Raw genomic sequence first — 14,372 nt, 5'->3', positions numbered from 1 at the left:
TGGGCGCGCCGTGCCCGCCCGCGCCCGCGGCCGGGCACCCGAGAGCGATGGAACCCACGTGATCACAGTCCAGGACCTGAAGAAGGTCTACCGCTCCCGCGGCCGCGAGACCGCCGCGCTCGACGGCGTCGACCTGCGCGTACGCGAGGGCGAGGTCTTCGGCGTCGTCGGCCGCAGCGGCGCCGGCAAGTCCACCCTCATCCGCTGCATCAACCTCCTGGAGCGCCCCGACTCCGGCACCGTCACGGTCGCGGGCCAGGACCTCACGGCCCTCTCCGGCCGCGAGCTGCGCGCCGCCCGTACCCGTATCGGCATGATCTTCCAGCACTTCAACCTGCTGAGCGCCCGCACCGTGCAGGACAACGTCGAACTGCCGCTGGAGATCCTGGGCCTGTCGGGGCAGGAGCGCGCCCGCAAGGCGCTCGAACTCCTCGACCTCGTCGGCCTCGCCGACCGCGCCAAGGCGTACCCCGCGCAGTTGTCCGGCGGCCAGAAGCAGCGCGTCGGCATCGCCCGCGCCCTCGCCGGCGACCCGCAGGTGCTCCTCTCCGACGAGGCCACCTCCGCGCTCGACCCCGAGACCACCCGCTCCGTCCTGGAGCTGCTGCGCGAACTCAACCGCGAACTCGGTCTGACCGTCCTGCTCATCACCCACGAGATGGACGTCGTCAAGGCCGTCTGCGACTCCGCCGCGCTGATGCGCTCCGGCCGCATCACCGAGTCCGGCACCCTCGACGAGCTGCTGGCCACCCCCGGCTCCGAGATCGCCGCCCAGCTCTTCCCCGTCGGCGGCGAGGCGTACGGCAACGAGAGCACCATCGTGGACATCACCTTCCACGGCGACACCGCGAGCCGCCCGGTGATCTCCCACCTGTCCCGCACCTACAACCTCGACGTCTCGATCCTCGGCGCCGCCATGGACACCGTCGGCGGCCGGCAGGTCGGCCGGATGCGCATCGAGCTGCCCGGACCGTACGAGGAGAACGTCGTCCCCCTGGGCTTCCTGCGCGAGCAGGGCCTGGAGATCGACCCGGTCGGCGTCGACGCCGCCGACCTGCCCGCCCTGGAGAGTGCCAAGTGAGCTGGACCGAGATACGCCCCGAGCTGCTGACCGGGCTCTGGGAGACGCTGGCCATGGTCGGCTGGGCGGCGCTCGTCGCCGTCGTCGTCGGCACCCCGCTGGGCGTGCTGCTGGTCCTCACCGACCGCGGCCGACCGCTGCAGAACGTCCTCGCCAACCGGGTCATCGGGCTCGTCGTGAACGTCGGCCGCTCGCTGCCGTTCATCATCCTGCTGCTGGCGCTGACCGCGTTCACCCGCGCGCTGGTCGGTACGTCCATCGGCCTCAAGGGCGCCATCGTGCCCCTGGCGATCAGCGCCATCCCGTTCTTCGCCCGGCTGGTCGAGACGGCGGTACGGGAGGTCGACGCCGGTCTCGCCGAGGCCGTGGAGTCGATGGGCGGCAGCACCTGGACCGTGGTCGTCAAGGCGCTGCTGCCGCAGGCGCTGCCGTCCCTGGTCGCGGGCCTGACCACCACCGTCATCGCCCTCGTCGGCTACTCCGCCATGGCCGGCGCCGTCGGCGGCGGCGGCCTCGGCGACGTCGCCATCCGCTACGGCTACCAGCGCTACGAGGGCGACGTCATGCTCGCCACCGTCGTGCTGCTCGTCGTCCTCGTCAACGCCGTCCAGTTGATCGGCGACTTCTTCGTCCGCAGCCTCAGCGACCGCAGCACCCGCAGCGCCGCCTACCTGCGCATCTCCCGCCCCGCGCGGGCCGGGGTGACCGCGGTCGCCGGCGTCGCGCTCGTCGGCTCGCTCACGGTGGGCACCGTCAACCTCACCTCCGAGGGCGGCGACGGCGGCGCGAACACCGTCACCGTGGCCGCGACGCCCGCGCCGCACGGCGAGATCCTGACCTTCGTCAAGGACAACCTCGCCGCGGACGCCGGGATCGACCTGCGCATCCGCGAGTTCACCGACTACGTCAAGCCCAACGAGGCCGTCGCCAACGGCGAGGTCGACGCCAACTTCTTCCAGCACACCCCGTTCCTGGACGACTACAACGACAAGAACGGCACCGACATCGTCCCGACCGTCGGCGTGCTGGTCGAACCGCTCGGCCTCTACTCCGAGGAGGCGGACGACGTCTCGGGGATCGGCAGCGGCGACACCGTCGCCGTACCGAACGACACCACCAACATGGGCCGCGCCCTCCATCTCCTCGACGCCGAAGGCCTCGTCGAGCTGAAGGACGGCACGGGGCTCAACGCCACCCTCGCCGACATCGCCGACGACCGCGGCCTGGACATCCGGGAGCTCGAAGCGGCCCAGACGCCGCGGGCGCTCCAGGACGTCGACGCCGCCGTGATCAACGGCAACTACGCCATCGACTCCGGCCTCGACCCCCGGTCCGACGCCATCGCGCTGGAGGAGGCCGAGGGCAACCCGTACGTCAACATCCTGGCCGTACAGGCCGGCGACGCGGACGACCCGGAGATCGAGAAGCTCGGCGAGCTGCTCAACTCCCCGGAGACCAAGGCGTTCATGGAGAAGGAGTTCCCCTCCTCCGTACCGGTGTTCGGCCCCGTGGGCTGAGCCGTGGCATATCCGCCGCCGGATGCTGCATGCTGTCCGAGTCAGCTCGTCATCGGTCCACGCACTCGGAGAAGCGCATGTCATCCACCTTCCCGGACGTCTCCCTCAGCACGGACCGGCTGGTGCTCCGCCCGTTCGACGAGGAGGACGTGCCGGCGCTGACGGAGATGATGAACGACGAGGCCGTCACCGCGTGGACGCAGGCGCCGCACCCGTACACCCGGGACGACGCCTACGACTGGGTGACGCGCGTAGCCCCGGCCGAGCGCACCGGCGGCCGGGGCATCGTCTTCGCGGTCTCGGAGTTCCTCACCCAGCGGCTCGTCGGCGTCGTCCACCTCAGACGGACCGACTGGCGCACGCTGGCCGCGGAGGTCTCGTACGTCGTCGCCCCCTGGGCGCGCGGCGAGGGGTACGCCGCGGAGTCGGTGCTCGCCGTCGCGCGCTGGCTCTTCGACGTGCAGAAGTTCGAGCGCCTCGAACTGCGCACCGCCGCGGACAACACCGCGGCGCAGCAGGTCGCGCAGAAGCTCGGCGGCATCAGCGAGGGCGTCCTGCGCAACGCCTGGATAGCGCGCACCCGCACCGAGGACGGCGGCTGGACGGACATCCGCACCGACCTCATCGTCTGGAGCCTGCTGCCGGAAGACCTGGATCCGGATGGCGGGAGTGGTGTGCTCTGACGCTCCCTTACCTCCGGCCCCGACCTCCGGCGCGCCTTCGCGTGGACGGCACGTACGCTACGGGCGTGCCCTTCGCGGGGCCGGGAGCGGCCGCCGGCGGGCCGGCGCACCCCGCAGTCGACGACCAGGAGAAGAGTGAGCGATGGCGGACCGGGTCACCGTGATCGGGTGGGACGGTTCACCGCTGACCGAGGCGGCCCTCGGCGCGCTCGGCGCGGCCAGCCTCGTGGCCGGGGCGGCGCACCACCTCGCCCTGCCCGAGGTGCCGCCGGGCGCCGAGCGGATCCGGCTGGGCAGCGTGGGCCTCGCGGCCCGCAGGATCGCCCGGCACCGCGGCACGGCGGTGGTCATCGCCGACGGCGACCCGGGCTTCTTCGGCGTCGTACGCACCCTGCGCGCCCCTGAACACGGCCTGGAGGTCGAGGTGCTGCCGGCGGTCTCGTCCGTCGCCGCCGCCTTCGCCCGCGCCGGGATGCCGTGGGACGACGCGCAGGTCGTCGTCGCGCACGAGCGCAACCTGCGCCGGGCCGTGAACGTCTGCCGGGCGCACCCCAAGGTCGCCGTCCTCACCTCGCCGGGCGCGGGACCCGCAGAACTCGCCCTGCTGCTGCGGGACGTCCACCGGACCTTCGTCATCTGCGAGGAGCTGGGCGGGGCGCACGAGCGTGTGACGGTGCTCACGTCCGACAAGGTGGCCGAGCACGTGTGGCGCGACCCGAACGTGACGCTCGTCATCGGCGGCGGCATCGGCGGCGGCATCGGCGGCGGCATCGGGGCCGGCGCCGGGCCGACGACTGCGGGGGGCGCCGCCGCGCCCGCGGCCGGCGGCTGGCTCGCCGGCCACGACGCGGGCTACCCGCCCCCGGTGCGCGGCTGGAGCCTGGCCCCCGCGGAGTACGGCGCCGCCCCCGACGAGGGCGAGGCGCCGCAACTGCGCGCCGTCCAACTCGCCCGGCTCGGGCCCCGGCAGGGCGACCTGGTGTGGGACATCGGTGCCGGCAGCGGCGCGGCCGCGGTCGAGGCCGCCCGCTTCGGCGCCGCGGTCATCGCCGTGGACCGCGACCCCGACGCCTGTGCCCGCGCCTCGGCCGCGGCCCGCCGCTTCGGGGTGCTGCTGCAGACCGTCCACGGCACCGCCCCCGGGGTCCTCAACGACCTGCCGGAGCCGGACGTCGTCCGGGTCGGCGGCGGGGGCGCGGCGGTCGTCGCGGAGTGCGCGGCCCGGCGGCCGGTGCGGATCGTCGCCCACGCCCGTACCCGGGACGGCGCGGAGGAGGTCGTACGGGCCCTCACGGACGCCGGATACGCCGTGGAGTGCTCGCTGCTGCAGTCCGTCGACCTCGACCCGCAGGGCCCCGCGGACGCGGGTTCCGGCGGGGGGTGGCGGGAGCGGGAGCGCACGGTCGTGTTCCTGATCGCGGGGAGCCGCGCGGGCTGAGCCGCGGGTGCGCCACGGGGTGCGCGCGGTGCGTACGACGCGCTCCGGGCGCGCGGGAGGCGTGCGCCGGATGCTCCCCGCGGTGCACCGGACGGCACCCGCGGGGCTCGACCCCAGCCGGACTCGCGTGCGGATTACGGGTAGGCTGGCCGACTGTTGTGCCGTGACTTGGCGTTCGTTGCAGCGTGGCCGAATGCCGGTAATGTCCGGGGGTCTTGTCGCAGTTGTCGGGAACGTAAACCCTGCGGGTGGTCGTGCCGCCGGGCGGGGTGTGCTCGTTCTAGCTATGGGCGGCCGGTCTGTCCCGCGGGGGGCTGCTGCCGGACGGACGGTCGGAGAAGGAGCTGGAGCGATGGGCGAGGGGTACGGAAGCATGACTGACACCGGCAAGCTCCCGGAAGGGCACCAGCCGGGGCCGGACGACGCCGCCGGAGGCCACCACCCCGCCCGCGCCGCGACCCCCGACACCGCCCCGGCGGCCGAGGGCGCGGCGGACGACGACGACTTCCTGTTCCTGCCCGGCGCGCAGGGCGCGTGGACGGATCCGAGGGTCCCGGCCCCCGCGGGCGCGCCCGCCGCGGCCGCGGCGGGCGGCGCGGAGCCGGCCACGGGCGCGCAGCGGCGTCCGCTGCACATGGGCCCGCCGGTGCCGGAGCAGGCCGGGGGAGTGGTGCGGTCGCTCGCGGACCGGGGTCCGGCGAGCGGTTCCGCGGACACCCGGGAGGCGGTCGCGGCCGCTAACGCGGGCGGTACGGGCGCCGGTTCGCCGGCGCAGGGCGCAGGCGAGACGCCGCAGCCGGCCGCGGCCGCGGCGGCGAACTCCGCGCGGGCCGAGCAGACGAACCAGACCGGACAGCCAGCACAGCCCGCACAGAACGCTGCCGCGGGACCGGGCATCGCCGCGGGCGCCGAGCAGGGTGCGCCGGCCGGAACGTCGGCGGCACCGGGTGCCGTGGCGGACCAGGGTGCTCAGGCGCCGGGCCGCGCGGGCCAGGAGACGACGGCCGGTGGGCAGCAGGCCGTTGACCAGGCTGCCGAGCAGGGCGGGAGCGCGCCGGGCGGGCTCGCCGCCGACCAGGCCGCGGCCGCGTCGGGGCAGTCGGTGCCGACCGCGGCGGGTTCCGTACCGCCGCAGGTGGCGCAGGCAGGCGGGCAGGCGCCGCAGCCGCCGGTACGTACGCCGGGGCCGCCGACGGTCGGCCCGGAGTACCTGGACGTCACCCGGGTCGGCGCAACTCACCTGCCGGGCCCGCAGCTCGGCGAGATCCCGCCCGCACCGGCGGGCTGGACGACGGTGTCGCAGGCGAACGGCGAGACGCTCGCCCAGGCCCAGCCCCGGGAGGTCGGCGGAGAGGCCCCGGCCCCCGGCGCGGAGGCAGCCCCCGCGCACGACGGCGCCGCGACGGCGGCCCCGTCCGGTGCGACGCCCGCGCAGAACGCGCCGGCCGCGAACGGCGAACCGGCCGCGGCGGCGCAGACCGAGGGCGGTGCGCCCGCACCGGCCCCGGTGGACGCGGCGCAGGCCGCCGTCCGCAGGGCGGCTGCTTCCGCGGGCGCGTCGCTGGGCCGCGGCATCTCCACCAACAGCGCCGTCACGAACGGCGGTAACGATGCCACCGGGGCGCAGCCCGCGGACGCGGACGCGACCCACGTGCGGCAGCCCGCCAACGGCACCGCGGACGCGGCCGCCGCTGCGGCGGAGGCGAACCAGGCCGCCCCGGGTGGGCAGCCCGACGCGGCGGTGGCGACCGGCGGTGACCCGCAGACCGAAGGCAGTGACCCCGCGGACGGCGCTGCCCAGCCCGCCCGCGGGGTCGCGGGCCAGGCGCCCGCCGGTCACGCCGCCGACGGGCCGGCGGTGCACGCCGACGCTGCGGCGGCGAGCGAGGCGGAGGCGCCCGCGGTGCCCGCCGGGCAGAACGGCCAACCGGCCGCCGGCACCGCCGTGTCGAGCGGACCGGGGGGCGCCGCCGCGGCCCAGGCGCCGGACGGTCACGCGGTGAACGGGTCCGCGCCGCAGGCGGTGGCGGAGGGCCCCGCCGCGGGCCAGGCGCAGGAGGCGCAACCCGCGAACGGCACGGCGCCGCACGCCGACCCCGCAGTCGAGTCCCGCAACGGTGCCGCGGCACAGACCGGCGCTGACGCCGCCTCGGAAGGACCCGGGACCGTGCCGGAGGCCGGCGGCAACTCCCAGGCCCCGGCCGGCGGTCAGGACGACTCCGCCACCGCGGACGGGGTGGTCCTCCACGCCGTACCCGGCAACGACACCGCGGCCCAGGCCGCGGACAGCGGCGCGGTCCGTACCGCCGAGCAGGCGACCGCGGACCAGCCGGTCGCAGCCGCGCAGGCGAACGCGCAGACCGGCGGCGACTCCGCCGCCCGGCAGGACCGTCAGGGCGACACCGCCGGGCAGCAGCCCGCGGACGCGGCCGCGCTCCACGCCGTGGCCAACGGGCAGCCCGTCAACGGTGCCAAGGCGCGGGTGGCGAACGGTCAGGCGGTGCCCGGTGGGCAGCCTGCCGTCCCCGCCGCGCGTGCCGCGAGCGACGAACCCGCCACGGCCGGCGCCGTACACGCCGCTGCCGGTGGGCGGCGCGGCGTTTCGCTGGGGGTCCAGAACGGCGCCCAGGCCGCCGCCTCCGGCACCGCGGGGGAAGCCGCGGCCGATGCGCCGTCCGAGGCCCAGCCCGCGGGCGACGGCGCACAGCGCACCGGTGCCCCCGTGACGCAGATCCGCGGCCGGCGGCGGCGTGGCACCGCCGTGAACGCGCCGGTCACCCCCGCCGCGCCCCCGGCCGGCGCCGCGCAGGCGGCCCCGGGCAACGCGGCGGCGCCCGGCGCCTCCGTACCGGCGCAGGCCGCCCCGCCCCAACCCGCCCCCGCGGAGGAGGCGTCGGCCACCCCGACGCCGGCCTCCGCCGACGCCGCACCCGCGGCCGACGCACCGGCTGCCGGCGTCGACGCAACGCCCCCCGCCGCCGCACCGGATGCCGCCGCGGCCGACGTGCCCGCCGCTCCCGCGGACGAGCCCGCCGCCCCCGGCTTCGCCGACGCCGAGCGGGCCGCCGTCCACCGCGTCATGCGTGAACGCCGCGACATCCGCAACGGCTTCCGCTCCGACCCCGTACCGCACGAGGTGCTGCTCCGCGTCCTGGAGGCCGCCCACACCGCCCCCAGCGTCGGCCACTCCCAGCCCTGGGACTTCGTCGTCATCCGCTCCGAGGAGACCCGGCACCGGATGCACGAGCTGGCCGCCCGCCAGCGCGAGGCGTACGCGAAGAGCCTGCCCAAGGGCCGCGCAAAGCAGTTCAAGGAGCTGAAGGTCGAGGCCATCCGGGACACTCCGGTGAACATCGTCGTCACCGCCGACCCCACCCGCGGCGGCCGGCACACCCTCGGCCGGCACACGCAGCCGCAGATGGCCCCGTACTCGTCCGCGCTCGCCGTCGAGAACCTCTGGCTCGCCGCCCGCGCCGAGGGACTCGGCGTCGGCTGGGTCAGCTTCTTCGACGAGCGCGAGCTGGTCCGCGAGCTGGACCTGCCGGAGCATCTGGACGTCGTGGCGTACCTCTGCATCGGCTACGTCGACGAGTTCCCCGACGAGCCGGAGCTGGTGCAGGCCGGCTGGTCCAAGCGCCGCCCGCTGTCCTGGGTCGTCCACGAGGAGAGCTACGGCCGCCGCGCGCTGCCCGGCGCCGACCCGCACGACCTGCTCGCCGAGACCCTCCAGGGCATCCGCCCGCTGGACGCCAAGGCGCTCGGCGAGGCGTGGGAGCGGCAGAAGCGGATGACGAAGCCGGCCGGCTCGCTCGGCATGCTGGAGATCATCTCGGCGCAGCTCTGCGGCCTGTCCCGCAAGTGCCCGCCGCCCGTGCCTGAGCCCGCGGCCGTCGCGGTCTTCGCCGGCGACCACGGCGTGCACGCGCAGGGCGTCACGCCCTGGCCGCAGGAGGTCACCGGCCAGATGGTCGCCAACTTCCTCGGCGGCGGCGCCGTCTGCAACGCCTTCGCCACCCAGGTCGGCGCCGAGGTGTGCGTCGTGGACGCCGGGGCGGCGGCCGAACTGCCCGCCGCCGCGGGCCTCGTACCGCGGAAGGTGCGCAAGGGGACCGCGGACATGACCGCGGGCCCCGCGATGACCCGCGAGGAGGCGCTTCGGGCCGTCGAGGTCGGCATCGAGACCGCCCGGGACCTGGTCGCGGCAGGCAACAAGGCGCTGCTGACCGGTGAGATGGGCATCGCGAACACGACCGCGTCCGCCGCGATCATCGCCGTCTTCACCGACTCCGAGCCCGCCGACGTGACCGGCCGCGGCACCGGCATCGACGACGAGACGTACGACCGCAAGGTCGATGCCGTCCGCCGGGCGATCGAGGTCAACCGCCCCGACCCGTCCGACCCGATCGGCGTGCTGGCCGCGGTCGGCGGCCTGGAGCACGCCGCGCTCGTCGGCTACATCCTCGCCGGCGCCTCGCTGCGCACGCCCGTCGTGCTGGACGGGGTGAGCGCGGGCGCGGCGGCGCTGGTCGCCCGCGCGGTGGCGCCTGAGGCGCTGGCCGCGTGCATCGCGGGCCACCGCAGCCCCGAGCCGGGGCACGCGGCGGCGCTGACGAAGCTGGGGCTGCGCCCGCTGATCGACCTCGACCTGCGCCTCGGCGAGGGCACCGGGGCGCTGCTGGCGCTGCCGCTGGTGCAGAGCGCGGCGCGGGCGATGCACGAGGTGGCGACGTTCGACGCTGCGGGCGTGACGGAGAAGGGCTGAGTCCGCCGCACCCGGGTGTCCGCACGCGCGCGTCGGCGTGCCGCGTACGCCTCGGGTACACCCGCGGTCCCGGCCGGGGCGGCTTTCCGCGTACGTCGCGGGAGGGCCCCGGGGCCGTAGCGCAGCCGTCCGCCGCGGCGGGGTGTCCGCGCAGGCCATAGGGTTGGCGTCGCGGGCCCCCACGCGCCACGCCCGCCCCGACCGCAGTCCGCGAAGAACCGCCGCTCCAGCGCCGCAGCGGCCGGCACACCGTACGAGGAGCCGCTCCGCCATGTCCCGTCCCCCCGCCCACTCCGCCCCCGGTTCCGACGCGTTCGCGTACCCCGTCGGACTGCGTCTCGCGGGCCGGCGCGTCGTCGTCCTCGGCGGCGGCCAGGTCGCCCAGCGCCGGCTGCCCGCGCTGCTCGCCGCCGGCGCCCGGGTCACGCTCGTCTCGCCGTCCGCCACCCCCTCCGTGGAGGCGATGGCCGACGCGGGGGAGCTGACGTGGGAGCGGCGGCCGTACGCGGACGGGGATCTGGAGGGCGCCTGGTACGCGGTCGTGGCCACCCGCGACCCCGCCGCCAACGCCGCCGCCTCCGCCGAGGCCGAGCGCCGCCGCGTCTGGTGCGTCCGCAGCGACGACGCCTCCGCCGCGACCGCCTGGACCCCCGCCACCGGGCGCAGCGAGGGCGTCACCGTCGCCGTGCTCACCGGCAGCGACCCGCGCCGCTCCGCCGCCGTCCGGGACGCCGTCGTGGAGGGCCTGCGCGACGGCACCCTCAGCGCCCCCCACCACCGCACCCTCCCCCAAGGACCTCCGACAAGCTCCGGTCCAGGGGGTACCCCCATCCCGCGCGTCGCCCTCGTCGGCGGCGGCCCCGGCGACCCGGACCTCATCACCGTCCGCGGCCGGCGGCTGCTCGCCGAGGCCGACGTCGTCATCGCCGACCGCCTCGGCCCCCGCGACCTCCTCGACGAACTGCCGCCGCACGTCGAGGTGATCGACGCCGCGAAGATCCCGTACGGCCGGGCCATGGCCCAGCAGGCGATCAACGACGCGCTGATCCGGCACGCCAGGGCGGGCAAGGCGGTCGTCCGGCTGAAGGGCGGCGACCCGTTCGTCTTCGGCCGCGGCATGGAGGAGGCGGAGGCGCTGGCCCAGGCGGGCGTGCCGTGCACCGTGGTGCCGGGCGTCACCAGCGCGATCAGCGTCCCCGCGGTCGCCGGCATCCCGGTGACGCACCGCGGGGTGGCGCACGAGTTCACCGTGGTCAGCGGCCACGTCGCGCCCGACGACGAGCGCTCGCTCGTGGACTGGCCCGCGCTCGCCCGGCTGCGCGGCACGCTGGTCCTGCTCATGGCCGTGGAGCGCATCGGCGCCATCGCGGAGACGCTCGTACGCGAGGGGCGCGACCCCGCGACGCCGGTGGCGATCGTGCAGGAGGGCACGACGGCGGCGCAGCGGCGGGTGGACGCCACGCTCGCCACGGCCGCGGCGGCGGTGGCGCGCGAAGGGGTGCGGCCGCCGGCGGTGATCGTCGTCGGCGAGGTGGCGGCCAGGTCGCTCGGCTGACGGAGGGCCGCGGGCGGCGCGGGGCGACGCACGTCACGTACCCCGGCGTCGGAATCCGGCCCGCGGCACGGCAGGATCGTTCCGTGGCAGAACTTCTCACCGTCGACGACCCCGCCGACCCGCGCCTGTCCGACTACGCGAGCCTCACCGACGTCGAGCTGCGCCGGCGCCGCGAGCCGGCGGAGGGGTTGTTCATCGCCGAGGGCGAGAAGGTCATCAGGCGCGCGATCGAGACCGGCTACGAGACGCGCTCCATGATGCTCTCCGCCAAGTGGGTCGACGCGATGCGGGACGTCATCGACGCGCTGCCGGCCCCGGTGTACGTCGTCGACCCCGGGCTGGCCGAGCAGGTCACCGGCTACCACGTGCACCGCGGGGCGCTCGCCGCCATGCGCCGCAAGCCGCTGCCCGACGCCGCCGCGCTGCTGGCGCGCGCCCGCCGCGTGGCGGTGCTGGAGACCGTCAACGACCACACCAACATCGGCGCCGTCTTCCGCAGCGCCGCCGCCCTCGGCATGGACGCCGTGCTGCTCTCGCCCGACTGCGCGGACCCGCTGTACCGGCGGTCGGTGAAGGTCTCCATGGGCGCCGTCTTCCACGTCCCGTACGCGCGGCTGGCCTCCTGGCCGCACGACCTGGAGACGGTCCGCGAGGCGGGCTTCACCCTCGTCGCCCTCACCCCGGACCCGCAGGCGGTGCCGATCACCGAGGCGGCACCGGGGCGGCTGCCGCGGGCCGCGCTGATGCTGGGCACGGAGGGCGCGGGGCTGTCGGCGCGGGCGCTGCGGGCGGCGGACCAGCGGGTACGCATCCCCATGTCGAACGGCGTCGACTCGCTCAACGTCGGCGCCGCCGCGGCGGTCGCGTTCTACGCCGTGGCGACGGCCCTCGCCGAGGACTGAACCCGCCCCGGGGCCCGGCGCACGGGGGCGTGGCCGAAAACCGCCGCGGGCGCGGCGGATCACCCCGGGGCAGCGGGCCCCGAGTGATCCACTGGTTGTACTAGAGCGGGCCCTGGCAGCCTTGGGCCGCCGCGATACCGAGCGCGACCAGCAGCGTCACCGTCACGAACACGATCAGCCGCTGCCGCATCAGCCGCGCCCGGTCCGGCGCGGGCCTCCGCTGTGGCGCGGGCTTGCGCGGCGCCGACGCGGCACCGTCGCGTGGCCCGCTCCGCGGCACCTGCGCACGCTGCTCCGTCTGCCGACCGCGGTCCGCGCCCTGCCGTCCGCGCTCCGGCGCCGGAGCCGGTGCCTGCTTGCGCGGCGCACCGCCGCCCGCGCGCTGCCCCGGCCGCTGCGCCGCCCCGGGCCGCTGGGCGGGCCCCGGCCGCTGCGGGGCACCCGGCCGCCCGGTGCCGTGCGGTCCCGGGCGCTGCGCGGCGCCCGTACCGTGACCCGGCCGGCCCGCGCCCGTCGTCCGCGGCGCCGGCGGCCGGTGCGCGGCCGTGGGGCCCGGGGCCGTACGCTCCGCGGCGATCCTGCGCGGTGAGGCGGCCTCCGGCCCCGCGCCGTGCGCCTCGCGGGCCGCGATCTCCTTCAGCCGCAGCGACAACTGCAGCGTCGAAGGACGGTCGTCCGGGGTCTTCGCCAGGCACGTGCGCAGCAGCGGCGCCAGCGCGTCCGGCACCCCGTCGAGCAGCGGCTCCTCGTGCACCACCCGGTAGAGCATCACCTCGGAACTGCCCTGCCCGAACGGCGAGTCGCCCGTCGTCGCGTACGCGAGCGTGGCGCCCAGCGAGAACACGTCGCTCGCCGGCGTCACCGGCTGCCCGCGCACCTGCTCGGGCGCAAGGAACCCGGGCGAGCCGACCGCCGTGCCCACGTGCGTCAGCGTGGAGGCGCCGGTCGCCCAGGCGATGCCGAAGTCGATGATCCGCGGGCCCTTGGGGGAGAGCAGGATGTTCGACGGCTTCAGGTCGCGGTGCACCACACCCGCCTCGTGCACGGCGACCAGGCCCTCGGAGAGCGCCGCGCCGATCGCCGCGACCCGGGCCGCGATCAGCGGCCCCTCGTCGCCGACCTTGTCGTGCAGCGAGGGCCCCGGTACGTACTGCGTGGCGAACCACGGCCGGTCCGCGTCCAGATCGGCCGCCACCAGCCGCGCCGTACAGCCGCCGCGGATCCGCCGGGCGGCGGAGACCTCGCGGGCGAACCGCGACCGGAACTCCTGATCCTCCGCCAGATCCGGCCGGATCACCTTGAGCGCGACCCGCTGGCCGCGCCGGTCCGAGCCCAGGTAGACCACGCCCATGCCGCCCGCGCCGAGCCGCCGGTGGATCCGGAACGAGCCGACGACACGCGGATCCTCCCGACGGAGCCGCATCATCGCCATGCCGTAACCATCCCCGCTGCCCGGTCTGTCTGCCGTGCACAGCTTACGGACTTGACCGCCGCTCGCGCTGGCAGGGCGCCGTGCGGCGGGCCGAATTGTCAGTCCCAGGTGGGATCCTGGAGATATGGCCGGGCCCAAGTGCGGCCCCTACGAAGGGGGATGCGGGACAGGTGAAGGGCGATCGAGTGGAGATAGTCGTGGACGCGGGGGACACGACGCGGACGTACCAGGTGGTGGCCTCGCGCGCCGGCCGGAGGGTCGAGACGTCGGTGCGCCGGGGCGTGGTCGAGGTGAGCGAGGTGACGCGCAGCGGCTCGGTGGTGCGCACGGCGCGGTTCATGGCCACCAGGGTGCTCGCCCTGGTGGAGCATCCCGTGCCGCGTACGGACGGCGAGGTCCCTCTCGGGGAAGACCCTGGGACGTAGTACGCGGTCTCCACCCATGGGAGTAGCGAGTTCGCGCCGCAGTCATCCTCCGGGAGGCCAGGCAATCGATACGCGGGCATGACGACCCGTGCCGATCATTTCCCTAATGTTGTCGTCAAGCGGCGGGCGCAGCACTCGTCCCCCGAGGTCGGACGCCCGCCGCCCCAACACAGGAGTGGCAGCCATGGAGAGAACAGCGGAGCACACCGCACGGCCCAAGGCCGTCGCAGGGGCGCTCGCCGCGTTCGGCGCACAGCCGTCGGAGCGCAGGCACCCGCTGGTCGCTCTCGCGATGGTGCTGCCCCTGGCGATCGTGCTCACCGTCCTCTTCGGCGGGTGGGAAGCGGTCATCACACATGCGTCGTCCGTGGCCGGAATGATGGGGCACTAGCCCCGTCAGGCCCGGGAGAGCGGCCCGGGCCGGGGACAGCCGGCTCAGCCCCGTGGGGACGGGGGTGCGGCGGACGGACGTGTACGCCCGGGCGTCTGGGGAGACGCCCGGGCTACGCGTTTTCCGGGGCCGTACGCGGCAGGGCACGCCTGCGGGGACCCCCGCCTGCCGGTCCTGTCACGTTCA

At 76.2% G+C, this 14,372-nt stretch carries 10 protein-coding genes and 1 pseudogene; 10 read left to right on the top strand and 1 reads right to left on the bottom strand.

The window, feature by feature from the left end:
• Positions 1-58 precede the first annotated feature (58 nt).
• The 8 genes and pseudogenes from OG946_RS04745 (at position 59) to OG946_RS04710 (ending at position 11,938) form a co-directional block, all read left to right on the top strand.
• Complete coding sequence (locus OG946_RS04745; protein WP_326794895.1) at positions 59-1,081, top strand: methionine ABC transporter ATP-binding protein; 1,023 nt, start codon at positions 59-61, stop codon at positions 1,079-1,081.
• Positions 1,078-1,797, top strand: a pseudogene (locus tag OG946_RS04740) (methionine ABC transporter permease); the annotation flags it as partial. The gene OG946_RS04745 and the pseudogene OG946_RS04740, both read left to right, overlap by 4 nt.
• The gene (locus OG946_RS04735; protein WP_326800146.1) at positions 1,783-2,598 is read left to right on the top strand and encodes a MetQ/NlpA family ABC transporter substrate-binding protein; all 816 of its coding nucleotides are present in this window, start codon (positions 1,783-1,785) and stop codon (positions 2,596-2,598) included. The pseudogene OG946_RS04740 and the gene OG946_RS04735, both read left to right, overlap by 15 nt.
• 77 nt (positions 2,599-2,675) lie before the next feature.
• Entirely contained in the window at positions 2,676-3,281 is a 606-nt protein-coding gene (locus OG946_RS04730) for a GNAT family N-acetyltransferase (protein ID WP_326794894.1), read from the top strand.
• Between the two features lie 142 nt (positions 3,282-3,423).
• On the top strand, positions 3,424-4,719 hold the full coding sequence (gene cbiE / locus OG946_RS04725) for a precorrin-6y C5,15-methyltransferase (decarboxylating) subunit CbiE (protein ID WP_326794893.1): 1,296 nt from the start codon (positions 3,424-3,426) through the stop codon (positions 4,717-4,719).
• A gap of 373 nt (positions 4,720-5,092) precedes the next feature.
• Positions 5,093-9,481 carry a nicotinate-nucleotide--dimethylbenzimidazole phosphoribosyltransferase gene (gene cobT / locus OG946_RS04720; RefSeq protein ID WP_326794892.1) on the top strand — a complete coding sequence of 1,463 codons (4,389 nt, stop codon included), beginning with the start codon at positions 5,093-5,095 and terminating at the stop codon, positions 9,479-9,481.
• 271 nt (positions 9,482-9,752) lie between these two features.
• Positions 9,753-11,036, top strand: coding sequence for a uroporphyrinogen-III C-methyltransferase (gene cobA / locus OG946_RS04715; RefSeq protein WP_326794891.1), 1,284 nt, complete (start codon positions 9,753-9,755; stop codon positions 11,034-11,036).
• Positions 11,037-11,119: 83 nt separating this feature from the next.
• Positions 11,120-11,938 (top strand): TrmH family RNA methyltransferase, encoded by an 819-nt coding sequence (locus tag OG946_RS04710; RefSeq protein ID WP_326794890.1) that lies wholly within the window; start codon positions 11,120-11,122, stop codon positions 11,936-11,938.
• Between the two features lie 100 nt (positions 11,939-12,038).
• Here OG946_RS04710 and OG946_RS04705 read toward each other — a convergent pair whose 3' ends face one another.
• The gene (locus OG946_RS04705) at positions 12,039-13,370 is read right to left on the bottom strand and encodes a serine/threonine protein kinase (protein ID WP_326794889.1); all 1,332 of its coding nucleotides are present in this window, start codon (positions 13,368-13,370) and stop codon (positions 12,039-12,041) included.
• A 170-nt stretch (positions 13,371-13,540) separates the two neighbouring features.
• Here OG946_RS04705 and OG946_RS04700 point away from each other — a divergent pair, with 170 nt between their 5' ends.
• Positions 13,541-13,795, top strand: a complete 255-nt coding sequence (locus OG946_RS04700) for a hypothetical protein (RefSeq protein WP_047014755.1) — start codon at positions 13,541-13,543, stop codon at positions 13,793-13,795.
• Between the two features lie 184 nt (positions 13,796-13,979).
• Complete coding sequence (locus OG946_RS04695) at positions 13,980-14,186, top strand: hypothetical protein (protein WP_047014754.1); 207 nt, start codon at positions 13,980-13,982, stop codon at positions 14,184-14,186.
• Positions 14,187-14,372 lie beyond the last annotated feature (186 nt).

The organism is Streptomyces sp. NBC_01808, assembly GCF_035917395.1.
Lineage (GTDB): Bacteria > Actinomycetota > Actinomycetes > Streptomycetales > Streptomycetaceae > Streptomyces.
The sequence above is the reverse complement of the archived record's forward strand: the minus strand, read 5'-3'. Positions and strand labels throughout refer to the sequence as shown.